We start from the raw sequence: 23501 nt of genomic DNA on the forward strand, positions 1-23501 counted from the left end.
TCAAAATGCTCAAGTTAAAAAACAAAGTCGAGCTTCTGGCTTCCTGCTTCAAACTTCCAGTCATTAAAATTTTAAGTCTAGGGGCACTATTAGTATCCATAATATCTTGCACACAAACTAAAGATTATTACAATGAAAATCTCGTTTTTAGATATAATGAACATAGCAACATTGCTTCATTAGATCCAGCTTTTGCAAGAAACCCCCAGATTATCTGGCCTACCAACCAACTCTATAATGGGTTACTGCAGTTAGATGATTCCTTGAATATTAAACCCGACATCGCAAAATCCTGGGAAATTAACGACAGTACTTCCACCTATACATTTACGTTACGTGACGATGTGTTTTTTCATAAGAATAAAGTCTTCGGAAGGGATTCAACTCGAAATGTAGTTGCACAGGATTTTGTGTATAGTTTTGATAGATTACTTTCCAGTGAAGTAGCCTCTCCCGGAAGTTGGGTGCTTCAAAATGTAGATTATTATAAAGCTGAGAATGATTCAACATTCGTCATCAAGCTAAAAAGTCCGTTTCCTGCGTTTTTAGGCCTTTTATCTATGCGATACTGCTCGGTAGTCCCAAAAGAAGCTGTAGAAGGGTATGGAAATTCTTTCCGAAGAAATCCTGTAGGCACTGGTCCGTTTCAATTTAAATTTTGGGAAGAAAATGTAAAATTGGTGCTTCGTAGAAATCCGTTGTACTTTGAAAAGGATCAAAATGGAGAGCAGCTCCCTTACCTAGAGGCCGTTGCGATTACTTTTTTGCCAGACAAACAAAGTGAGTTTCTTCAGTTTGCGCAAGAAAAAATTGATATGGTATCTGGGCTTGACAATTCGTACAAAGATGAAATTATCACTACCACAGGAAACCTTCAGCCTGCTTATTCCGAAAAATTTAAATTAATTACTACTCCCTATCTCAACACAGAGTATCTAGGGTTCTTTTTGGGCACTGAAACTTCAGAAATCAATTCGAAAGCATTGCGACAGGCTGTTAACTACGGATTTGACAGAGAAAAAATGGTAAAATATCTTCGAAACGGAATGGGGTTTCCTGCTGTAAACGGATTTATTCCAAAAGGCTTAGCAGGGTTTGATGCTATTGAAGGGTATACCTATCAGCCAGAAAAAGCAAGGCAACTTATTGAACAATATAAAACTGAAACTGGGGATACAAGCCCCCAAATAACAATTGGCACCAATAGTCAATATCTGGATATTTGTGAATATATACAACGTGAACTGGAAAAACTGGGGCTTGATGTGATCATTGATGTGGTTCCCCCTTCTACCCTTAGACAAATGAAGAGTAGTGGTGAATTGGATATTTTTAGAGCGAGTTGGGTAGCAGATTATCCCGATGCCGAAAATTATTTATCACTCTTTTACAGTCCTAATTTTACACCAAACGGTCCTAACTATACGCATTATAAAAATGAAGTATTTGACAGCCTGTATCTAAAATCACAAAGCATATCTACGATAGACGACCGCAAAAAATTGTACACTAAAATGGACAGTATTGTAATTGCAGATGCTCCTATAGTACCTTTATATTATGATATGGCCATACGGTTTGTCAATAAAAAAGTTACAGGTTTAGGGATTAATCCGCAAAATTTTCTGGTTTTAAAAAGAGTAAAAAAAGGTAAATAAGGTGTGTGGTTAATTTTTTGGAACAATTTGTGTTTCAGAAAATAATAAATTTAAACACACTATCTTATGAAAACCGATACGTATACTAAAGTAATTTTAACCATCATTGCTGTTTGCTTAACACTAAACGTGCTAAAAGATTTTGAAATTTTACCGAAAGCATATGCAACTGAGTTTGAAAACAACTTAGAAATCCCAATTGATTATAAACTTGTTCCCGTAAATGCTTCAACTACTATGGATGTTCGCATTGTCGATATTGCTACCTATGACGAATTAAATGTAAATCTAAAAAGTGTAGATACGTATGACGAGGTAAAAGTAAACCTGAAAAGTATTGACACCAGTGATGAGTTGGATGTTAATATTGATGAAGTTGGAGGAAGTTATTTGGGTGCTGGAGGTGCAATTAAAGTAAAAACCGACTGATTTATTTTTTCTTAAAAGGCCTTATAATTAACCGTGCAGCACGATCGTAATTGATATAATTATAGGTCCAATTGAAAAAAGTAATTACGCGATTACGAAAACCAACTAAAAAAAATAAATGAATAAACATCCATAAAAACCAGGCCAAGGGACCTCCAAAATTAAGTTTTTTAATATCCACAACAGCTTTATTACGGCCAACGGTAGCCATCGTCCCTTTATTAAAATAGTCAAATGGCTTTAACTCTTCATTAGCCAATAGCCGCTTAAAATTTTCACCCAAATGTTTTCCCTGCTGTATGGCTGGTTGGGCAACTTGCGGATGGCCCTCTGGAAAATCCTTCGTATTCATTAATGCGATATCTCCTAATGCAAAAATGGTGTCATACCCCACTACCCTATTAAAACTATCCACTTGATATCTGTTAGGTTTTTCTAGCAATGCTTCGCCATTTAATCCTTGTACTGGAGCGCCTGTAACCCCAGCCGCCCAAATAAATGTAGCCGTTCTAAAATTTTTACCATCTTTTGTTTTAACTAAGGTACCATCATAGTCCTCTATGAGTGTGTTTAGATGAACTTTTACCCTTAGCTTCTCCAGATATTTTTGTGCATTTTTTGAAGATTTTTTACTCATGGGCGGCAAAACACGGTCTGACCCCTCGACAAGATGCACATTCATTTCTTCTTCTTCTAATTCTGGATAATCATGCTCTAAAATGCCTTTTCGAAACTCTGCCAAGGCACCAGCTAGCTCTACCCCGGTAGGACCAGCTCCAGCGATGACAAAATTAAGTAGTCGCTCCCGTTCTTTCGGATCTTCGCTAATATCTGCTTCTTCAATATTTTGGAGCATCAAACTGCGAATATTAAGCGCCTGAGGAACTGTCTTCATTGGCATACTGTTCGATTCTATATTTTTGTTTCCGAAGTAATTGGTACGTGTCCCTGTTGCGATTACCAAATAATCATATGTCAATTCGCCTATAGAAGTTGTAATTTTCTTTTCTGAAGGAGCAATCTCTAGTACATCCGCCATTCTGAAGTGAAAATTCTTATGGTTTCTGAAAATTTTCCGAAGCGGATATGCAATCGAATCAGGTTCTAAGCCAGCAGTGGAAACCTGATAAAGTAATGGCTGAAACGTATGATAATTATGCCTGTCAAAAAGTACTATCTGTACCTTTAATTTTTTTAGTTGTTTGATAAGCGAAATACCTGCAAAACCTCCACCTATAACAATAACTCGAGGATGTGTTGAAGAGGGAATATTCATAGAAAGACGTTTCTACAAAAATACATAATTGAAGGCTGGCATAGATTAATTTTAGGTATTTTGTAACAAAGAAAGAACTCTTCACACTAACGTAATAACTATCAATCAACCTTGAACAAAGAACTAGAACATAGTTTTGTAACGCAGCTAGAAGCTAATCAAAACATTGTGCATAAAATTTGTCGTTTATACACCAATGACAATGATGCACATAATGATTTGTTTCAGGAAATTACAATCCAATTATGGAAAGCATTTCCTAAGTTTCGTGGCGACTCTAAATTTAGCACTTGGATGTATCGTGTAGCACTTAACACAGCTATTACATTATACCGAAAGTCAAAACGAAGGGTTCAAACTCAGGATTTTGAAGGAGTTAGTTTTAAAATTTCTTCGGAAGAATATGACGATACTGTGGAAGAGCAATTAAAATTAATGTACAGCGCGGTTAAAACGTTAAATGATATTGATAAGGCGCTGGTATTCTTGTATCTGGAAAATAAAAATTATAAAGAAATTTCTGAAACTCTAGGAATTAGCGAAGTGAATTCACGGGTAAAGATGAACCGAATTAAGGAAAAATTGAGAAAAATACTAAATCCGTAATGCTATGGATGAATTAGAATTATTAAAAGAAAGATGGCAAACTAGAGAGCAGGAGCTCCCTTCATTGTCGTATAAAGATATCTACGGAATGTTATTAAAAAAGTCTTCTTCTATTGTGAAGTGGATCTTTTTAATTAGTGTAATCGAGCTCGCATTTTGGGTGAGCATGACTTTTTTCCTTCCTGAAACTGGAAAAGAATTTTATGCTGAAATGGGACTTAAAAATATTATGGTTGCCCTTACGGTATTTAATTATACAGTTATGGCTTTCTTTATTTACCTGTTTTATAAAAACCATAGAGCCATTAAAGTCACAGATTCTGCCAAGGATTTAATGAAAAACATTTTAAAAACTCGAAAAACTGTTCGCTATTTTGTAATTTTTAATGTAGGAGTGACTGGGCTTATGTTACTTATCTTCAATATTTACTTCTATCTAGAAAAAGATAAACTCAACAATATATTATCTGGAATGGAAGGGTATAATTCGTTACCTCCCAATGATGTAACTACTGTATTCTTTGTTGCTCAAATTGTAGTTGGCGTAGTGATGTTAGGGTTGCTTATGCTCATCTATTGGTTAATCTATGGAATGCTTCTTAAAAGATTGAATAGAAATTACAATGAACTAAAAAAGATAGAGGTCTAGTTTTCAAGAATTCTCTTTAACTCGCTAAGTCCTTCTTCAAAATCTTTTCCTACTGCTTTGTCCATATTAAAAAATAAACCAAAAACATTTGCAGGAATTTTATGAGTTCCTTCAAATCCCCAAGTGACCTCGGTTTTTTCTGGATTGATCTCAGTAAGAATAAAGAATCCGTTGCTTTTAGACTTCCAAGGTTTAAAGAAGCGAAGTTCACTATCAATACGGGTAGGAGACACAAGAAATTTGATTTCCTGTTCTCCACTTCCTACTTGTTTGTGATTACTATCCCATTTTGATATAAATCCAACCTCTCCATCGGTACCTATATAAGTCTGCTTCATTTCTGGGTCTCTTTTTTTCCAAGGAGACCACTCATCCTGATTTTTAATAAAACGCAAATACTTGTAAATTTCTTTGACTGGTCTTTTAATAATCATACTTCGTTCTACATGATATTTTTTTGGAGCAATAAGAGCTAAAAGGATTATGGCGACAACAACTATGGCTACCACCATACCAATAATTGTAAGTATATACATTCTAATTAAGTTGAAATTGTTTAGGTAAAGCTACAAAAAATAACGATTTCCTAAATAAAAAAAGGTGCCTTTGAAGACACCTTTTTACTAATGTTTAAACTATTTAAGGTATAAATGAATCTCGGGGTCCACCTGCTAAGAAAATGGTTCGCATTCTGGTTTTTTGACCTTCAGAAAACATTTGCATACAAGCATCGTCTACATAATCCATATAATTCATACTCATATCATTTGAGCGACAGTTGTTAACTGGATAATTTGGACAGCCATAGTTTGGTGCATCAGACTTAGGTGTATCATTAACAAAATCATCTCTGTTACATCTACCGTCACCCCAAATATGTCTTAAGTTTAGCCAGTGTCCTACTTCATGTGTTGCTGTTCTACCTTTATCAAATGGTGCAGAAACAAATCCTGTTGTGCCGAAAAATTGTGGACCAACTACGACACCATCTGTAGCAGAATTACCGCCTGGAAATTGAGCATACCCTAAGATTCCACCTCCTATGTTACACACCCATATATTTAATTTGGTATTGGGTGAAACTGCATCAGAACCCCCATTTGATGAGAATTTCATAGCATCATTTGTGCCCCAAGACGTTCTCGTAGAAGACACTCTAATTACTTGATCTAAAGTAAAGTTTACATCTACATCTGCAATTAATGAACTAAACTCTGATGGAACCTGATTAAGATCACTATTTGATTTATTGAAATCAGCATTCAACACATTAATTTGACTAGTAATTTGTTGGTCTGAAATATTCTGATTGGCATTATTATATATTACATGAACTACAACAGGAATGGTAATCGCACCTAAATTGTCACCTGTTGGATCTGGGTCTGGATCTCCACCGCCACTATTCCCATTGCCATTACCGTTCCCATTTCCAGGGGGTCTACTTTGTATTTGAGCTTGAATGCGTGTAAATTCTTCAATTTCATACATTCTTTGAATTAATTCTGGGTTTTCAGAAATCTGTCTGTTAAGGACTTCCATAGAATGACATTGACGACCCTGTTCAGCTGATGGGGTTTCTTCTATAGTTAATCGAAAATCGCTCATATCGATTTGATTTTCAAGATTTTCTTCTTGGGGATCATTTTCACATGCTGTGAAAGTTAGTGCTGCAAGCGATGCATACATTATTAGTTTTCTCATAAAAAATTAGGTTTTTGTTATTAAAATTAAATTATTGTTAAATATATATTAAGTAAATTAATAAAAAGGATATAAATTAATTTTTTTACAAAATGAAAATAGTAGTACTCACAGGAGCCGGAATTAGTGCAGAGAGTGGTTTAAAAACATTTAGAGATAGTAACGGTCTTTGGGAAGGACATGATGTATTATCTGTTGCTTCTCCAGAAGGTTATGCAAACAATCCAGAACTTGTTTTGGATTTTTATAATAAACGTCGTCAACAATTACTGGAAGTAACACCTAATATTGCCCATAAAGCTTTAGCTGCATTAGAGAAAGAACACGATGTTGTGATCATTACTCAAAATGTAGACGATCTACACGAAAGAGCAGGCAGTAATCATGTGATTCATTTACATGGGGAGTTGTTAAAAGTACGGAGCACCTTTGATGAAAACTTAGTATTGGATTGGAAAGAGGATCTTAATCTGGGGGATTTTTGTGAACATAACCACCAATTGCGTCCACATATTGTATGGTTTGGAGAAGCAGTTCCTATGTTAGATATTGCTATCGAGCAGGTAGAAAATGCAGATATTATAATTATTGTAGGAACATCTATGCAAGTATATCCAGCGGCTGATCTTATACAATACGCTCCTTACGACTCTCAAATCTATTTTGTGGATCCCAATCCCTCTATTGCTTCCAGCAAACAAATTAAAGTCTATGCCGAAAAAGCAACTACAGGAGTCCCTAAAGTTGTAGCGAATATAAATGCTTTGGAAGGATGAGCAGCTCCGGATTACTTGAACACATAAATTATGAAAAGGCCTATCGGATAAATAGATTAGAAGCTGCGAACTGGGTGCTTGCGCACCCTGAAACACTGCCAGAATTAGTGGCGTATTGCTTCGGAAAGGATAAAAAAATAGCTACCAAAGCTGCTTGGGTGTTAGAATTTGTCTGTCGCTCTAAGCTTTCATTGTTGTTTCCCCATTTAAATACCTTTATCATCCAACTACCAAAAGCCGAAGGTCATGGCGCTTTAAGGGCTGTTTCTCTTATATGTGAATTGCTTATGCTCGATTATTATAAAAATAAAAATGCAAAGCTCCAGGCAATATTGACCTCCCAACATAAGACAATTATTACCGAATGTTGTTTTGATTGGATGATTACCAATCAAAAGGTAGCATGTCAAGCAAGAGCCATGCTCGCACTCTATTTGCTAGGAACAGAAATTGACTGGATTCACCCAGAACTACAGGCCATCCTTAATCAAAATATCGTTAAGGGAAGCGCCGGATACAAATCTAGAGGCGGAAAAATCTTAGAAAAGATACATCGCTTTAAGCAACCATGAGGTTAGAATATCTTCATTATCAAATCTTTTAATTTGTGATGACTTCTATACAAAAACTTCTATTTTTGTACCTCTATGAGTATTACCGAAAATCTTCAACAAATTACCTCTTCTATTCCTGCTACGATTACGTTAGTAGCCGTTTCAAAAACAAAACCTGTTTCAGATATACAAAAAGCCTATAATGCAGGACACCGTGTTTTTGGCGAAAATAAAGTGCAGGAAATGGAAGCCAAATGGAAAGAATTGCCAGAGGATATTCAATGGCATATGATTGGTCATGTACAACGCAATAAAGTAAAATATATGGCTCCATTTGTGAGTTTAATTCATTCGGTTGATAGTCCACGATTGCTGAAAGAAATAAACAAGCAAGGAAAGAAAAATAATCGGTTGATTGATTGTCTGCTTCAGTTGCGTATTGCAGAAGAAGACACAAAATTTGGTATGACGGAAGCAGCTATTACTGCACTGTTAGCTTCAGAAGAAACAAAGAATTTTCAGCATGTAAACATTAAAGGATTGATGGGGATGGCTACGTTTACTGAAGATACTTCTCAACTCACACGTGAGTTTCAGAAATTAAAATCCTTTTACGACTCGTTGAAGCAAACACAGCAATTTTCAGTTTTATCTATGGGAATGAGTGGAGATTACCAGCTTGCTATCCAAAACGGAAGCAATATGATACGAGTTGGGAGTGCCATTTTTGGTGAAAGAAATTATTAAATTTTAATGCCGAAAAGCTAAAAATAAAAAAAACTACTTTTAACATTTAACTAGAATAGTGTACGCAATACTTGATATAGAGACTACCGGCGGAAAATACAATGAAGAAGGCATCACAGAGATTGCTATTTATAAGTTTGACGGACACCAAATTGTAGATCAGTTTGCGAGCCTAATCAATCCGGAGCGCAGTATACAACCCTTTGTAGTTAATCTTACAGGTATTAATAGTGAAATGCTTCGAAATGCACCAAAATTTTACGAGGTTGCAAAACGCATAATTGAAATTACCGAAGACTCCATTTTAGTTGCACATAATGCAAAATTTGACAACAGAATTCTAACAACAGAATTTGACAGATTGGGCTACAATTTTGAAAAAGATACTTTGTGTACTGTAGAACTTTCAAAAAAGTTGATTCCAGATTTACCTTCTTATAGTCTTGGAAAATTGGTGCGTTCTTTAGGGATTCCGTTGAGTGACAGACACAGAGCCCAAGGAGATGCAAAAGCAACGGTAGCTCTTTTTAAGATGCTTCTTAACAAGGATGCTGCAAAAGAAATCATCACAAAATCTGTTCGCAAAGATCCAAAACGACAGTTAGAAACCAAGCTGTTAGATATGATCGCCTTGGCTCCTACAGATACTGGAGTGTATTATATGCACAATAAGGATGGAGATGTTATTTACATTGGGAAAAGTAAAAACATTCAAAAGAGACTTACCCAGCATTTTACCAGTGATAACCGAAAATCAAAACGAATTCAGTTAGAAGTTACTACGGTAAGTTTTGAGAAGACCGGCAATGAACTTATTGCATTACTAAAAGAAAGTTCAGAAATAAAAGGGTTAAAGCCAAAATATAATAGAGCACTTCGTAGGACTCTCTTTCACTATCAATTAAATTCATTTATAGATGCTGAAGGCTACATACACCTTAAGATTGAAAAAGCGGACGCACGAAAAAAACCAATCACTACATTTACCAACTATCAGCAGGCAAAAACTTCTCTTATCAATATTACTGAAAAATACAATCTTTGTCAGAAGCTTACTGGAATTCATACTACCAGCGGAAGCTGTTTTAATTACAACATTAAAGAGTGTGAGGGAGCTTGTATTGGAGAAGAAAGCCCTTTAGAATACAACGAAAAAGTGACATCATTTTTGGAGGACTACAGTTTTGCAAACAAATCGATGCTTATTATAGACAAGGGTCGTGATCTTGATGAACGGTCGGTCATTTTGGTTGAAAATGGAGTGTATCAGGGTTTTGGTTATTATAATCTAAATTATCAAATCACTAATCTTGATATCTTAAAGTCTATTATTAATCCGATGAAAAATGATCGTGATTCGCAACATATCATTCAGTCGTATCTTAAAAAAAGAAAAGTACTTAAGATTGTAAATTTGGAAAAAAATACAACCAATTAGCATAAACTTAGTACATTTAGGAAATGGAAGCAACTTCAAAAAGTTCATGGCGTAAAAAACTGCATCAGATTATCTACGAAGCAGATACTCCAGCTGGAAAATTATTTGACGTAATGCTGCTTGTCCTCATTCTATTGAGTGTCATTTTTGTCATGATAGAAAGCATAAGGGGGCAACCAGAAGTGGTCTATGATCTCCTTTATTATGGAGAATGGGTGATTACCATTTTTTTTACATTCGAATATATTGCTAGAGTCATTACTGTAAAAAAACCATCTAAATATATTTTTAGTTTTTATGGAATAATTGATTTTCTTTCAACAATCCCATTGTATCTGTCATTTATTTTAGTGGGCAGTAACTTTTTACTAACGGTAAGGGCCTTGCGTCTGTTACGTGTCTTTAGAATTTTAAAGATTACTCGTTACATTGGGGAATCGAATAAGCTACGAAAGGCTTTAAATGATAGCCGCCCAAAAATCTTTGTATTTCTTTTTGCGGTACTTATTATATCAATTATCGCTGGTACTCTTATGTATATTGTAGAAGGTGAAGAAAGTGGGTTTGTTAGTATTCCTGTGAGTGTTTATTGGTGTATTGTAACATTAACCACAGTTGGTTTTGGAGATATCGCTCCGGTTACGCCATTGGGACAGTTTATTGCTGCCGTCATTATGATTATGGGATATGGAATTATAGCGGTACCCACAGGCATTGTAAGTGCAGAATATGCAAATGCGAACAAACCCAAGGATAAAATTACCATAGATGATAAGGAATATGTGCATGTAAACAGTCAGAGCTGTAGAAATTGCGGATCTTCTAAACATAGAGATGACTCAGAATACTGCCATAGATGTGGAGAATCTTTACATCCTGATGAGTTCTAAAAAACCATTATTAATTTGTGTTGTAGGCCCTACCGCGATAGGCAAAACTGCTCTCGCTATTGAAATTGCCCGTGCTTTTTCTACGGAAATTGTTTCGGCAGACTCACGCCAGTTTTTTCAGGAGATGAATATAGGAACTGCCGTACCTTCTGTAGAAGAATTAGCATTGGTACCTCATCACTTTATTCAGCAGATCTCGATTACCGAAAATTATTCGGTAGGAGATTTTGAAAGAGATGCATTACAAACATTAGATACTCTATTTAAAAAAAAGGATGTTGCTGTTATGGTGGGTGGATCGGGATTATATGTCGATGCGGTTGTAAAGGGATTGGATACTTTTCCTGAAGTACCTTCAGAAATAAGAAATCAACTTACCAAAGAACTTGAAGAAAACGGATTGGAGGCACTTCAGAAAGAACTTGAAAAAGTAGACCCTACATACTATAAAACCATCGATTTTCAAAATCCCAGACGTATTACGCGTGCTCTCGAAATATATAGAACTACTGGTAATCCCTACTCTACTTATATAAGGTCAAAACCTGCAGCACGTAATTTTAATACTATATATATTGGAATTCGTGCAGATCGTAAAATTATCTATGACCGTATCAACCAACGGGTAGATATTATGATGGATCATGGATTACTAAACGAAGCTGAAAAGCTTTACGAACATAGAGATCTAAATGCGTTGCAAACAGTAGGCTACAGGGAATTATTTCAATATTTTGATGGAGCATTTTCACTAGCTGAAGCAGTTTCAGAAATCAAAAAAAACACCCGAAGATTTGCCAAGCGGCAATTAACCTGGCTGCGAAAAAACGAAGCCATTCATTGGATTGATTTTCCCGTACATGTTTCCGAAGTAATCACTCAAATTAAAGCAAAAAACACCCTATAAAAGGGTGTTTCTACTAATTAAACTACTCTTAAAATTAGTTGTCTACTTCATCTTTTACGACAAGACGGAAACCTTCTCCATGAATATTGATAATTTCAACTCCATCATCTTTTCCTAAGTATTTACGAAGCTTAGCGATGTAAACATCCATACTTCTTGAAGTAAAGTAGTTGTCATCTCTCCATATTTTTGTCAGTGCCAGTTCACGAGGCATCAAATCATTTTTATGAAGTGCAAGCAATCGTAATAACTCGTTTTCTTTTGGAGATAGTTTTATAGGATCTTCTTTCTTATAGGTTAAGAAGCGTAACTTAGAATTTAAAAAGAAATTACCCACTTCAAACTCAAATTGTTTGCTGTCTGCAATAGAATCTGTGGCTTTTCTCTGTATGATGGCTTTAATTTTCATTAGGAGAACTTCACTATCAAACGGCTTATTTAAATAGTCGTCTGCTCCTACTTTATACCCTTTTAAAACATCTTCTTTCATCGCCTTAGCAGTTAAGAAAATGATAGGCACTTCTTCGTTTTTTTCACGAATCTCTTTCGCTAAGGTAAAGCCATCTTTATAAGGCATCATAACGTCTAAGATACAAAGATCATAGTCGTCTTTTTTAAACTTTTCAAAGCCTTCCATTCCGTTTTTAGCGTGAGTGACATCATAGTCGTTCATTGCTAAATAGTCTTTTAGTACTGTTCCAAAGTTTGGATCGTCTTCTACTAAGAGAATTTTTTTGTTTTCAGTTTCCATAATTTAAGATATTAAGTGTAGTTTAATTATAAATGTGCTTCCTTTGTCTTTATCACTTTCCACATAAATTTGTGCGTCGTGATCATCTAATATTCTTTTAACGTACGCTAAGCCTAAGCCGTGCCCTTTTACATTGTGAATGTCTCCCGTGTGTTCTCTGTAAAACTTTTCAAATATTTTTTTCTGAACAGCCTTACTCATACCAATACCTTGGTCACGAATTTTTACAAAAATAGCATTCTTTGCATTTTCTGTAAAAACATCGATTTTAGGGGAGTCTTCACTGTATTTAATTGCATTGTCCAATAAATTTACAATTACATTGGTCAAGTGTGATTCATTTCCTAGTACAGAAGATTTTAATGCTCCAAAATGCGTTTTAACATAACCGCCTTTATCTTCTACAATTAGACTTACATGTGAAATTGCATCTTCTACTACGTCGTGAAGTTTTATTCGTTCTTTTGGTAAATCCAATTCATTTTTCTCCAGTTTTGAAATACGTAGTACATTTTCTACTTGAGCATGCATTCGTTTATTTTCATCCCTGATCATTCCCAAGTAACGCGAAAGAAATTCTTGATTGTCTTTCACTTTAGGATTTTTTAAAGCATCTAAAGCAAGATTTATCGTTGCAATAGGTGTTTTAAATTCATGCGTCATGTTATTGATAAAGTCACTTTTTATTTGTGAAATCTGTCGTTGTCTAAAGATTTGAGATAATGCATTGGCAAAAGCAATTACGATCACTCCTGTAAAAACCAGTGATAAAACAGCCATTCCCAAAATAGAATTCAATACATCTTTTTCCTTTTCTGAAAAATTTACATACAGTTGATAGCTTGTATTTAATTCGTCATTGACAAACAAGGGTACTTCATACGTTGACCCTGGATCGAGTTTAAAATTTTTAGACCGAACTTTTGTCGCCAACCCGTTACTGAAAATAGCAAAAGAATAGGTCGATTTTACGTCTCTGCTTTTTAGTTGTTCTTTTAAATAAGAGTCAATTTCTTCTGTAGTCACCCGTTTATGTATGGGTTGCTTGGCGGCTATATTTTTAAAAAAATCTTCAAACTGATTTCTCTCATGATCTTCTAACCTTCTGAAGCTTTCAGTAATCACTTCGGTATCTCCCTCTTCATCGATTCCTTTTTTTATCTTTCGGGTGGTTTTCTTGTTGGTTATTTTTTTAAACTGAAAACTATCTGTTTCATAATCCAATAGATTTGAAGATATTTTGTAATCTTCAGCTAAAATTCCATCTGAAAAAATTATTGTTTCATTGGTATTGTCATCCCGCGTACTATAAATCAATTCACTAATAGCAATATTATCAGGCTTTTCAACACTGTCTGCAAGTCCGCTATACACATTGTAGTAGTCTTCTGCTTCTCTAAATTGAACTTGTTTTGCAACTTCAATTAAAACTTGTTTTACGTTAAAATTGAATTGATCTTCTTTTGTTTTGTAGGAGTTTGAGATCCAATACCCTTGAACAAAAATAATCCCTAGCAACGATAGGGACATCAATGCAATTAGCAAGATGAATAGCTTTTTGTTCATGTCCCCAAAAGTAAGATTTTAACATTTAGGCAAGCCTAGGTTTAACCAAATGTTAACAAAATGAAATGTTGCAGATTTATTAGGCTAAAGAGAGCTTTTTGTGTATTTTTTTTACTTCTTTTTGAGTGGCTTCTAAATTTATATTTTCGATGCAATAAGTAGCAAGTTTTATTTTTTTTGCATCGGTCCATTGCGCATTCATTCGTTCTTGTATCGCCTGTTTGGTAGTGGTATCTCTTTGCAAAACTCTCGTTATACGAATTTCTTCAGGAGCAGTTACTAAAATGGTCGCATCGCATTGCTTATAGCCTCCGTTTTCAAATAAAATAGCAGCTTCTTTTATGCAATATTCGCCATCTTGTTTAGCAACCCATTTTTTAAAATGACGTGCTACTCTTGGGTGGATAATTGAATTTAGAGCTTCTAGCTTTTCCGAATCCTTAAAAACAATACCCGCCACATAATCACGGTCCAGCTCTTGATCTTTAAAGCTTTTGTTTCCTAAAAGTTCTATTATTTTTCGTTTAATAACTTTAGACCTATTGGTAAGTGCCCGGGCTTCAATATCTGCAATGTAAACAGGCACTCCTAATTCAGAAAACATAGCAGCCACAGTAGTTTTCCCACTTCCAATACCACCCGTAAGTCCTACAATTTTCATTTTACTATTAAGAAATCTACTTTTTTTGTATCCAATTCAACATCCCTGATTTGTTCTGGTCTTTTCACCAGCTTCGGTATGATAAAATTTCCTTCTTTATTTCTTTCTGAAAAATCACAAACCAATTCAAAATCCTCTTTTGTTATTTTATTAAAATCACTCAACGATACATTAAAAGTTACCGTAGCAGTTTTTGGCAATAGTTTTATGGTTTGCCCAGGAGGGAAATTAATTCTGTTAATTGGTAATAACAATTGTTTTTGAGTGAACTCTTCCACCTTAATTTTAAATGCAACTTCTTTTGGATCTACTGTTAAGCCATCTACGTTGGGTAGTTGCAATCCAATTGTTCCCTTACTGCTATTCTCTAAATTTTCTAAACGTATTTTCGCGGTAGCTATAGAGTCAATTGTCTCTAACAATTCTCTAGAACCAAACAATGCTACAGAGTCTGGAATTACCTCCATTGGTTTTACCGATTTATATCCTTCTTTGTAGGTAATCTCTTTGATGGCAATAACAGGTACTTTCTTCACCTGGATGATGTGTAGATTAATTTTTAACTCGTTTATTGAAAGGTTTTTTACCGAAAGATTTTTCTCCAATTGGGCCGTGACCAATCGTGTTAGCTGTTCTTTTGAGATGACGATTTGCTCATTTCCTTCGCTGTAATATTCGGTAATATTGAACGTAATAACAGGTTCATTTAATTTATAAGATAAAAATTCAAATCCGTTGGCGGCTAAATCAAATGAAAATGATTTCATGTTATCATCTGCGAGCAACACTGCTTGAGGTAAATTTGAATAGACGACCTTAGCCTGAACTGTGGCTTCATATTCTTTCGAAAAAATAGTAAGGATCCAAAAAACAACAGCAAGTAACAGGAAGAAAAAGAATGTCCTAAGTTTCGTTTGTTTGTATTTTCTGGAAGGTGGATTCATTTGCTTTGTTCTGAAACTAAAATTACTTAAAAAATAACTCTGGAAATTGTTTCTTAGGGTCTTTCTTCAGTAAATTTATATAAAAAATTGAGTGTAAGAAGGCAAGCCCATATCCAAAAAACTGTACAAACATCGCAAAGATCGAAAGAAAACCTATCAACGGATTCCAATTTACAATAGAAGAATGAATATATAAGATACCAATGTAAACTAGCAATAAAATATAAAATAGAGGAAATCCTGCTATCATTACTACCACAGATAAAAAACAATAGAACACAAAGAGAGAGGGCAACCAATAAGTTATTTTAGCAGCTTCTGGATGCCAGCTATTTAAAATAGGTCGTACCAATCCAAATTTTCTCACTTGAGTATAAAATTTTCTCCACGAAATTCTTCGTTTATGATATACATACGCATTTTCAATAAATGTTGTGCGAAAGCCTGCTTTTCTAATACGTTGTGATAAATCTGGATCTTCACCCGGATGTATTTTACCAAAACCTTTAGTCTTTATAAAGGCCTCTTTTGAAATTCCCATATTAAAACTACGGGGCTCAAATTTTGAAACACTATTCTTACTTCCACGAATGCCTCCGGTGGTTAAAAAAGAAGTCATAACATAATTGATCGCCTTTTGAAGAGCTGTAAAACTTTCATGAGCAGCATCTGCACCTCCAAAACAATCCACAAAAGTTTCAGATAAAAACGCATCTACAGTTTGCAAATAATGTGGCGGCAGTAAACAATCACTGTCCAAAATGATAAAATAGTTTCCTTTTGCTTTTTTCATTCCGAAGTTTCGGGAGTCTCCTGGTCCAGAATTTTCCTTGAAGTAATACGAAATGTTTAATCTGTCTTTAAAATTTTCGACAACCGTTTGTGAACGTTCCGAAGAGCCGTCTTCAACAATCACAATTTCGAAATCACCCTCAAATTGCATCTTGGTAAAACTTTCCAATAGCTCTCTGGTTTCTTCAGGCCTGTTAAAAACAGGAATAATAAAAGAGTAGGACAACTTCATATTGCGAATATAGGAATAAAGAAAAAGCTCCTCACGAATATTATCAGGAGGAGCCTTTCATCTAAATTTTTGCAGTTATTCTTCAGTAAAATAATCAATCACCTCATTGCTAACTCCCATGTTAGAAAAACCACCGTCGTTAAATAAATTCTGAAGCGTTACTCTTTTTGTTAAATCACTAAACAAGGTAACTGTATAATTTGCACAGTCTATTGCGGTTGCGTTTCCAAGTGGCGACATTTTTTCTGCATACGCAATAAAGCCGTCAAATCCCTTAACACCTTGACCAGCCGTAGTAGGGGTTGGTGATTGTGAAATCGTATTTACTCGTACTTTTTTATCTTTTCCGAAGAAATAACCAAAACTTCTTGCAATCGACTCCAAATAGGCTTTATTATCTGCCATATCATTGTAATCTGGAAATACTCGCTGCGCTGCCATATAGGTTAACGCTACAATACTTCCCCATTCATTCATAGCATCCTTTTTATACAAGGTTTGCATCGTTTTATGAAACGACACCGCCGAAACGTCCCAACCCTTATGCGTCCAGTCGTAATTTTGATCAGTGTAGGCCTTTCCTTTACGTACATTAACAGACATGCCAATAGAATGTAGTACAAAATCAAGTTTTCCTCCTAAGATCTCTGTCGCTTTATCTACAAGGTTTTCGAGATCCTCCAGATTGGTAGCATCTGCAGGGATAATTTGAGAACCTGTTTTTTCTGCTAACTGATTGATCTGTCCCATTCTCATTGCTATAGGAGCGTTTGTCAATACAAATGTCCCTCCTTCTTCATGCACTCGTTCTGCAGTTTTCCAAGCGATCGAATTTTCATCTAAAGCTCCAAAAATAATACCTCGTTTTCCTTTCAGTAAGTTATATGACATAGTTTGATTGTTTTGATTTATACCACAAAGATACACTAATTGAGTAATTCTTTCGCGTTTGCAATTGCTGCATCACTCACGTTTTTACCACCAATCATTTGAGCAATCTCCACAATACGCTGTTCTTCGTTTAAAGTTTGTAATCTGGTTTGCGTAGCTTCGTTGACATCTTCCTTATAAATTTTTAAATGATGTTCTCCTTTGGCAGCAATTTGCGGCAAATGCGTAATACTTAGAAGTTGCATAGTTGCACTCATCTCACTCATAATTTCTGCCATTTTATGAGCTATTTCTCCTGAAACTCCAGTATCAATCTCATCAAAAATAATAGTTGGCAATTTTTTATAGCGCGACAATACTGCTTTTACTGCAAGCATGATACGACTCATTTCACCTCCTGAAGCCACTTTTTTCAACGAACCAAAAGCCAAACCTTTATTGGCAGTAAACAGTAACTCAAGATCATTAATACCGTTCTTTCTGAAAGTTTCTGAAGGTTTTAAATCAAATTGAAATCGTGCGTTTGGCAATCCCAGTTCGCCCAGAATAGTTTCCAATTGTTGCTTTAACTTCGGAATCGCTATCGCTCGGGACTCCTCTATTTTTTTTCCGGTAGTACGTGTTTTTTCTTTTTCTGAAGCGACCTCTTTCTCCAGTTTCTCTATCTCTGAATCAATATGCAATGTCACCTCTATTTTTTCAGACAAACGGGCTTCTATCTCAAGCAACTCCTCAACAGTAGCAACATTATGCTTTTTCTGAAGCGTATACAAGGTTTGTAATTTTTCGTTCAATACCGCAATTTCTTTTGGGTCTGCCTCCATAGTTTCGGCAACTGTTTCAACCGAAGATTCTATGTCCTCCAATTCAATGATCACACTATTGATTCGCTCCCACAATTCCTCAAATTGCTTAGAATAGGTTCGAAGTTTCCCTAAAGACTGCCTCGCTTCTTTGGAGGTTTGAAGCGTTCCTATTTGGTCTTCAGATAAAAGTTGCGCTACCTGTGATAATGTTTCTGTAATTTCTTCGGCATTGGTAAGTTGCTCGTAGGTTTCCTCCAAGGCTTCCTGGTCGGTTCCTTTTAGATTTGCTTCAGTAAGTTCGGTATGTAAAAAAGTATTGAAATCAAGTTCTTTGGTAGCTTCAGCTTTCTGATTTTTTAATGCGGAAAGTCTTTCCGAAGCCTTTAAAAAATTACGCCACTGAGTACTATACTCCTGTAAAAGCAATTTATTTCCTGCCAGTGCATCTACAACTTCCATTTGATATGCCGTATCTGTTAACGCAAGCGTTTCATGCTGACTATGAATATCTACAAGATGGATTCCCAGTGCTTGCAGTTGCGCAACAGAAACTGGCGTATCGTTAACAAATGCGCGTGACTTTCCGCTAGGAAGAATTTCACGCCGAACAATCGTATCACTTTCATAATCCAAATCATTTTCAGCAAAAATTGATTCCAGCTGATAGCCTCCTAATGAGAATTCTGCTTCAATGATGCATTTTTTAGAAGCGTCTTTCACACTACTAATGTCTGCCCTTTTCCCTAAAAGCAATGATAATGCACCCAGCAAAATTGATTTTCCCGCCCCTGTTTCACCGGTAATTATAGTCATGCCAGCGTTAAGATCGACACGTATGTCTTCTATAAGGGCATAATTTTTTATGGAAAGAAATGTAATCAAATTGCAGTTTAATGGTTGTTCTAATGTAATAGGCTTTTACAACTTCTGCAAGTAAAAAGAAGTGTTATTTAGAACTTAATTTCGCTCCAATTGTCTCTTTTGGTAGGTGCCATTCTATTTAAGTCATCTACGAGCTTTGCGATATCGACACTAGGACCTCCGCTAAAAATATTCTGAATTTCCTGCGCTTTTGCATCAAAGAACGTTCTAAGCAAAAAAGAATTAGGGCGTCTATCGTTAATTCGCCTTAGGTCACTTAAAGATTTTTTGAGACTATTTTTAGCAATCTTTGCATCTACGCTCATTAGATCGAGACCTAGCCTATGATAATTGTACATTACGTCATGGAATTGCCGGTACACACTTGATAGTAGATCATCATTAAAACTGAATCGGGAAGGTCTGCTATCATTCGCTTTCCAGCCTAAAAAATTACTAGACGCTGCAGTATTAACAATTTGTTTTGCAGTTTCAAAATAAGGATCGCCTCCATTTAATTCAAAAGTACTCGAATCAAGACCAATGATCGTATACACATGGAAAGCTATAACAGACATTAAGTTAGAATCGAACGAATTTAAATTAAAATTTAAAGGCTGAAACTCTACATAATCAAAAGAAAATTGCTTGTCATTATAGTTGTATATAGGAGTATCGTAGGTAGAATTAAAGACGGGTCTCGAAGCCTGAACCTGTAAGGTTGCTGTAAATAAATCTGAATTGTACTCTGAAATAATAATCGAAAAGTTACAATCAATACGTTCTTGGTTTTTGTATTCTCTGTTGGTCCAACGCGTGGTGCTAATAAATTCGGTTAACTGTCGCTGTAATGTTCTAAATACTTGTAAATCTGGAACGGCTGTTTGGCTGGCATCTACTGTTACAGTAGCATTAAGCTCCTGAGCTTTTAGTGTAGTTGTGATCGTCAATAACGCGAAGAAAAGTAAAAATTTACGCATGAATATGTTTAATAATGTGTTCTAAAATATCTTTGGCGACTTCAGTCTTAGGTTTAACTTTAAAAGGGATGGTTTTATTGTCCTTCCCAATTAAGGTAATTTTATTGGTATCGCCTTTAAACCCTGCTCCCTTATCGTTTAGCGAATTTAACACAATTAAATCTAAATTCTTTTTTTTGAGCTTCGTTTTTGCATTTTCTACTTCGTTTTCAGTTTCTAATGCAAAGCCAACCAGATATTGATGTTTTTTGATAGCTCCCAAAGAAGCTAGTATATCTTTTGTTTTAGTAAGTTGAAGTGATAAATTTTCATCCTTCTTCTTTATTTTTTGGTCGGCAACATTTACTGGCTTGTAGTCTGCTACAGCTGCACTTAGAATTGCAATATCACAGGATTCAAAATTTTTATGAGCCGCATCATACATTTCCTGTGCAGAAGTTATCTTTATCAAGGTTACAAAACTGTGCTCAAGCTGTAGACCTACAGGTCCTGTAATGAGCGTCACCTCAGCACCAAGATTGGCTGCGGCTTCAGCAATAGCAAAACCCATTTTTCCACTGGAGTGGTTTCCAATAAACCGTACTGGATCAATTGCTTCAAAAGTAGGGCCTGCAGTAATTAAAACCTTCTTTCCGCGTAAAGGCAGTTGTTTTAAAATATCTTGTTCTAAAAAAGCCACAATAGTTTCTGGTTCGGCCATTCTGCCTTGTCCAACTAAGCCACTGGCAAGTTCGCCAGATTCGGCTGGAATTTGAATGTTTCCGAAGGAATTCAACGTAGAAAAAGTAGCATTCGTACTGGGATGCTTATACATATCCAAATCCATAGCTGGAGCGTAATACACAGGGCACTTTGCCGAAAGATAGGTCGCAAGTAATAAGTTGTCGGAGGCACCATGTGCCATTTTTGAGAGGGTATTGGCAGTGGCTGGGGCGATTATAAAAAAATCTGCCCAAAGGCCTAACTCAACATGGTTATTCCATTGGGCATTATTATTTTCTTCATCGGTAAATGATGAAAACACTTCATTCTTTGAAAGCGTAGAAAGCGTAAGTGGGGTTACAAATTCGGTAGCCGAAGGTGTCATTACTACCTTAACATTGGCTCCCTTTTTAACTAGTAGCCGAACTAAAAAAGCAGATTTATAAGCAGCAATACCGGCTGTAACACCCAGTAATATATTTTTACCGCTTAAAATTGACATTTTTTATTGGTCTAATTCGTCCTCTGCTGTATTGCGAAAGTAGATCTTCTCCTCTAACCATTCCTGTACAGCCAAAGCATGTGGTTTTGGCAATTTTTCGTAAAACTTAGACACTTCAATTTGTTCTTTGTTTTCGAAAATCTCTTCAAGACTATCGTTATACGTTGCAAATTCGTCTAATTTTTCTAATAACTCCTTTTTAATGTCTCCATTAATCTGGTTTGCTCTTTTAGAAATTATAGAGATCGCCTCGTAAATATTGTTTGTAGGTGCATCTACTAAATTCTTATCAATCGTAGTTGTATTGATAGGTGCGTCGCTGTTCTTAATATCGCTCATATGTATGTATTAACTTGTAGGTTCTGAAACTTCTAATCTGTTATTGATATCTTGTAAAATAGCATCTGCCTCATCTTTTAAGTCGCTATCGCTATAATACTTATTAAAACTATTGTAAAATTCTTTGGCTGAAAGTAATCGTTGATTTACCAACGATGGTAAACTATTAATTGCCTGTTGATATGCTGCATTAAATCTTCCAAAAAAGGCATCTTTTCTATAAATAGATCCCGGGTGGTCTGTAATAAAATTATCATAGGATTCGATCGCAGGCTTGTAACTACCAAAGGTTTGTGCCGTTCTTAAGTGCTGATTTGCAATCTCAATATCCTTTTTCTCCAGTTTTTCACGAAGCTCTTTTACCAAAGCATTTGCTTCAATTCTTTTTTCAGATTCTGGATATTTATTGATAAACTTCTGAAGCTTCTCAAGCCCCGTGTAGGTATCTTTTTGATCTAATGAATAGCGTGGTGATAGCTCGTAAAAACTTCTAGCAGAACGATAGGCTGCAACTTCAACACTATCACTGGTAGGATAGGTTTGTTCAAATCGCTCAAACTGATACCCTGCCAAGTAATAATCCTCTAACAGATAAAATGAATTCGCATAAATGAACATCAAGCGTTGCGCCTGAGCTTTACCGCGATACGCAGGCACTATCTGCTCCATTAACTGCAAGCTTTTTTTATACTTCCCTGCATTGTATAACGAGTCTGCCATAGCATATTTCCTGCTCGTGTCGTCACCATTTAATACTCGTTGGTATTGGCTACAAGAAGCAAATAAAATAACACTGCAAAAAAGGATTAAAATTTTAGTTTTCATAGTTGTAAAAAACATCGTGCAAAAGTAGTAAATTATCCGTTACTATTAAAACTTATTATGAATAAGCAAGTCTTTTACAACGTGGGGTTTATAGATTAATTTTATTTCTAAAAATATCCAGTGGTTTTTTTAAGGTTGGTGGATATCAAGATACCGCACTATTTTTTCTTGAAGCGGTTTACTTACTCCTACCAAAGGCAGTCTAACCGAAGCATCACAAAGTTTCAATTGATGCAACATGCATTTAATTCCAGACGGATTTCCTTCAGCAAAAATATAATCGATCGAAGGCGCAATTTTATAATGCAAATCATAAGCGTTTGCAACATTTTTAGCCAGTCCTTGTCGTACCATTTCGGAGAAATCTGCAGGAAGACCTTGTCCAATTACAGAAATAACTCCAGCACCACCCGCCAAAATCATAGGCAAGGCAATCATATCATCACCAGAAATTACTAAGAACTCTTCAGGACAACCATCAATCAATCGCATTGCCTGTACCATATCTCCTGCAGCTTCCTTTATCGCAACAATAGTGTCAAAATCGTTTGCTAATCGTATTACAGTTTCTGGCAACATGTTGGAAGCTGTTCTTCCCGGTACGTTATACAAAATAATTGGTTTTTCTGAAGCTTTCGCAATCGCAGCAAAATGTTGATAAATACCTTCCTGCGAGGGCTTATTGTACATTGGCGACACCGAAAGTATTGCTGTAAAAGCTGACAAATCCCGTGATTTAATCTCTTCAATTATGGCTGTAGTATTGTTTCCTCCAATACCTAAAACCAGTGGCAAGCGTCCATTGTTTGCCTTAATAACAGTATTGACAACCAGTTCCTTTTCTTCGGAAGAAAGTGTCGCACTTTCACCCGTAGTTCCCAATACCACTAAATAATCAATACCATTTTCGATATTAAAATCCACCACTCGTTTTAATCCGTCTACATCAACCTCAAGATCCTTTGTAAAAGGAGTGATCAATGCAACGCCTGTACCTATTAATGCTTTCATAGAA

At 35.7% G+C, this 23501-nt stretch carries 25 protein-coding genes; 10 read left to right on the forward strand and 15 right to left on the reverse strand.

Going from position 1 to position 23501, the window contains the following annotated elements:
- Positions 1-5 precede the first annotated feature (5 nt).
- Both ACFQO1_RS12665 and ACFQO1_RS12670 read left to right on the forward strand, forming a co-directional pair.
- Positions 6-1658: an ABC transporter substrate-binding protein gene (locus ACFQO1_RS12665; RefSeq protein WP_380218525.1), complete on the forward strand. Its 1653-nt coding sequence runs from the start codon at positions 6-8 to the stop codon at positions 1656-1658.
- A 66-nt stretch (positions 1659-1724) separates the two neighbouring features.
- Positions 1725-2087, forward strand: coding sequence for a hypothetical protein (locus ACFQO1_RS12670; protein WP_380218526.1), 363 nt, complete (start codon positions 1725-1727; stop codon positions 2085-2087).
- 1 nt (position 2088) lies between these two features.
- Here the strand turns inward: ACFQO1_RS12670 and ACFQO1_RS12675 are convergent, their stop codons facing one another.
- On the reverse strand, positions 2089-3363 hold the full coding sequence (locus ACFQO1_RS12675; protein ID WP_380218527.1) for an NAD(P)/FAD-dependent oxidoreductase: 1275 nt from the start codon (positions 3361-3363) through the stop codon (positions 2089-2091).
- Between the two features lie 111 nt (positions 3364-3474).
- On the opposite strand from ACFQO1_RS12675, the gene ACFQO1_RS12680 reads away from it, so the two are divergent.
- Complete coding sequence (locus ACFQO1_RS12680; protein ID WP_380218528.1) at positions 3475-3969, forward strand: RNA polymerase sigma factor; 495 nt, start codon at positions 3475-3477, stop codon at positions 3967-3969.
- 4 nt (positions 3970-3973) lie between these two features.
- On the forward strand, positions 3974-4618 hold the full coding sequence (locus ACFQO1_RS12685; protein ID WP_380218530.1) for a hypothetical protein: 645 nt from the start codon (positions 3974-3976) through the stop codon (positions 4616-4618).
- Here the strand turns inward: ACFQO1_RS12685 and ACFQO1_RS12690 are convergent.
- Positions 4615-5154, reverse strand: a complete 540-nt coding sequence (locus tag ACFQO1_RS12690) for an SRPBCC family protein (protein ID WP_380218531.1) — start codon at positions 5152-5154, stop codon at positions 4615-4617. The two genes, ACFQO1_RS12685 and ACFQO1_RS12690, sit on opposite strands and share 4 nt — an antisense overlap.
- 103 nt (positions 5155-5257) lie before the next feature.
- Complete coding sequence (locus ACFQO1_RS12695; RefSeq protein WP_380218532.1) at positions 5258-6322, reverse strand: zinc metalloprotease; 1065 nt, start codon at positions 6320-6322, stop codon at positions 5258-5260.
- A 92-nt stretch (positions 6323-6414) separates the two neighbouring features.
- On the opposite strand from ACFQO1_RS12695, the gene ACFQO1_RS12700 reads away from it, so the two are divergent.
- The 6 genes from ACFQO1_RS12700 to miaA all read left to right on the forward strand — a co-directional run bounded on the left by ACFQO1_RS12700 (position 6415) and on the right by miaA (position 11634).
- A complete protein-coding gene (locus ACFQO1_RS12700; protein WP_380218533.1) occupies positions 6415-7098 on the forward strand; it encodes an SIR2 family NAD-dependent protein deacylase in 684 nt (227 codons plus the stop codon).
- A complete protein-coding gene (locus ACFQO1_RS12705; protein ID WP_380218534.1) occupies positions 7095-7670 on the forward strand; it encodes an adenylosuccinate lyase in 576 nt (191 codons plus the stop codon). The genes ACFQO1_RS12700 and ACFQO1_RS12705 overlap by 4 nt, the downstream gene beginning before the upstream one ends.
- A gap of 75 nt (positions 7671-7745) precedes the next feature.
- Entirely contained in the window at positions 7746-8399 is a 654-nt protein-coding gene (locus tag ACFQO1_RS12710; protein ID WP_380218535.1) for a YggS family pyridoxal phosphate-dependent enzyme, read from the forward strand.
- A 58-nt stretch (positions 8400-8457) separates the two neighbouring features.
- Positions 8458-9837, forward strand: coding sequence for an exonuclease domain-containing protein (locus ACFQO1_RS12715; RefSeq protein WP_380218536.1), 1380 nt, complete (start codon positions 8458-8460; stop codon positions 9835-9837).
- A gap of 23 nt (positions 9838-9860) precedes the next feature.
- Positions 9861-10727 (forward strand): ion transporter, encoded by an 867-nt coding sequence (locus tag ACFQO1_RS12720; protein WP_380218537.1) that lies wholly within the window; start codon positions 9861-9863, stop codon positions 10725-10727.
- A complete protein-coding gene (gene miaA / locus ACFQO1_RS12725; protein WP_380218538.1) occupies positions 10672-11634 on the forward strand; it encodes a tRNA (adenosine(37)-N6)-dimethylallyltransferase MiaA in 963 nt (320 codons plus the stop codon). The genes ACFQO1_RS12720 and miaA overlap by 56 nt, the downstream gene beginning before the upstream one ends.
- A 34-nt stretch (positions 11635-11668) precedes the next feature.
- Here miaA and ACFQO1_RS12730 read toward each other — a convergent pair whose 3' ends face one another.
- The 12 genes from ACFQO1_RS12730 to dapA all read right to left on the reverse strand — a co-directional run bounded on the left by ACFQO1_RS12730 (position 11669) and on the right by dapA (position 23497).
- Positions 11669-12385 (reverse strand): response regulator transcription factor, encoded by a 717-nt coding sequence (locus tag ACFQO1_RS12730; RefSeq protein WP_380218539.1) that lies wholly within the window; start codon positions 12383-12385, stop codon positions 11669-11671.
- A 3-nt stretch (positions 12386-12388) separates the two neighbouring features.
- Positions 12389-13951, reverse strand: coding sequence for a sensor histidine kinase (locus ACFQO1_RS12735; protein WP_380218540.1), 1563 nt, complete (start codon positions 13949-13951; stop codon positions 12389-12391).
- A gap of 79 nt (positions 13952-14030) precedes the next feature.
- Positions 14031-14612: a dephospho-CoA kinase gene (gene coaE, locus ACFQO1_RS12740; protein ID WP_380218541.1), complete on the reverse strand. Its 582-nt coding sequence runs from the start codon at positions 14610-14612 to the stop codon at positions 14031-14033.
- Complete coding sequence (locus ACFQO1_RS12745) at positions 14609-15556, reverse strand: CdaR family protein (RefSeq protein WP_380218542.1); 948 nt, start codon at positions 15554-15556, stop codon at positions 14609-14611. The genes coaE and ACFQO1_RS12745 overlap by 4 nt, the downstream gene beginning before the upstream one ends.
- Before the next feature lie 22 nt (positions 15557-15578).
- Positions 15579-16580 carry a glycosyltransferase family 2 protein gene (locus ACFQO1_RS12750; RefSeq protein ID WP_380218544.1) on the reverse strand — a complete coding sequence of 334 codons (1002 nt, stop codon included), beginning with the start codon at positions 16578-16580 and terminating at the stop codon, positions 15579-15581.
- Between the two features lie 75 nt (positions 16581-16655).
- A complete protein-coding gene (locus ACFQO1_RS12755) occupies positions 16656-17471 on the reverse strand; it encodes an enoyl-ACP reductase FabI (protein ID WP_380218545.1) in 816 nt (271 codons plus the stop codon).
- Between the two features lie 35 nt (positions 17472-17506).
- Complete coding sequence (gene recN, locus ACFQO1_RS12760; protein WP_380218546.1) at positions 17507-19159, reverse strand: DNA repair protein RecN; 1653 nt, start codon at positions 19157-19159, stop codon at positions 17507-17509.
- A 68-nt stretch (positions 19160-19227) separates the two neighbouring features.
- On the reverse strand, positions 19228-20118 hold the full coding sequence (porD, locus tag ACFQO1_RS12765) for a type IX secretion system protein PorD (RefSeq protein WP_380218547.1): 891 nt from the start codon (positions 20116-20118) through the stop codon (positions 19228-19230).
- The gene (gene coaBC, locus ACFQO1_RS12770) at positions 20111-21322 is read right to left on the reverse strand and encodes a bifunctional phosphopantothenoylcysteine decarboxylase/phosphopantothenate--cysteine ligase CoaBC (protein ID WP_380218548.1); all 1212 of its coding nucleotides are present in this window, start codon (positions 21320-21322) and stop codon (positions 20111-20113) included. The genes porD and coaBC overlap by 8 nt, the downstream gene beginning before the upstream one ends.
- A gap of 3 nt (positions 21323-21325) precedes the next feature.
- A complete protein-coding gene (locus tag ACFQO1_RS12775) occupies positions 21326-21661 on the reverse strand; it encodes a DNA-directed RNA polymerase subunit omega (RefSeq protein WP_380218549.1) in 336 nt (111 codons plus the stop codon).
- 9 nt (positions 21662-21670) lie between these two features.
- Entirely contained in the window at positions 21671-22486 is an 816-nt protein-coding gene (locus tag ACFQO1_RS12780; RefSeq protein ID WP_380218550.1) for an outer membrane protein assembly factor BamD, read from the reverse strand.
- 129 nt (positions 22487-22615) lie between these two features.
- On the reverse strand, positions 22616-23497 hold the full coding sequence (gene dapA / locus ACFQO1_RS12785) for a 4-hydroxy-tetrahydrodipicolinate synthase (protein ID WP_380218552.1): 882 nt from the start codon (positions 23495-23497) through the stop codon (positions 22616-22618).
- Between the last annotated feature and the right edge of the window lie 4 nt (positions 23498-23501).

It is taken from the genome of Jejudonia soesokkakensis (genome assembly GCF_042664795.1).
GTDB classification, from domain to species: Bacteria; Bacteroidota; Bacteroidia; order Flavobacteriales; family Flavobacteriaceae; genus Jejudonia; species Jejudonia soesokkakensis.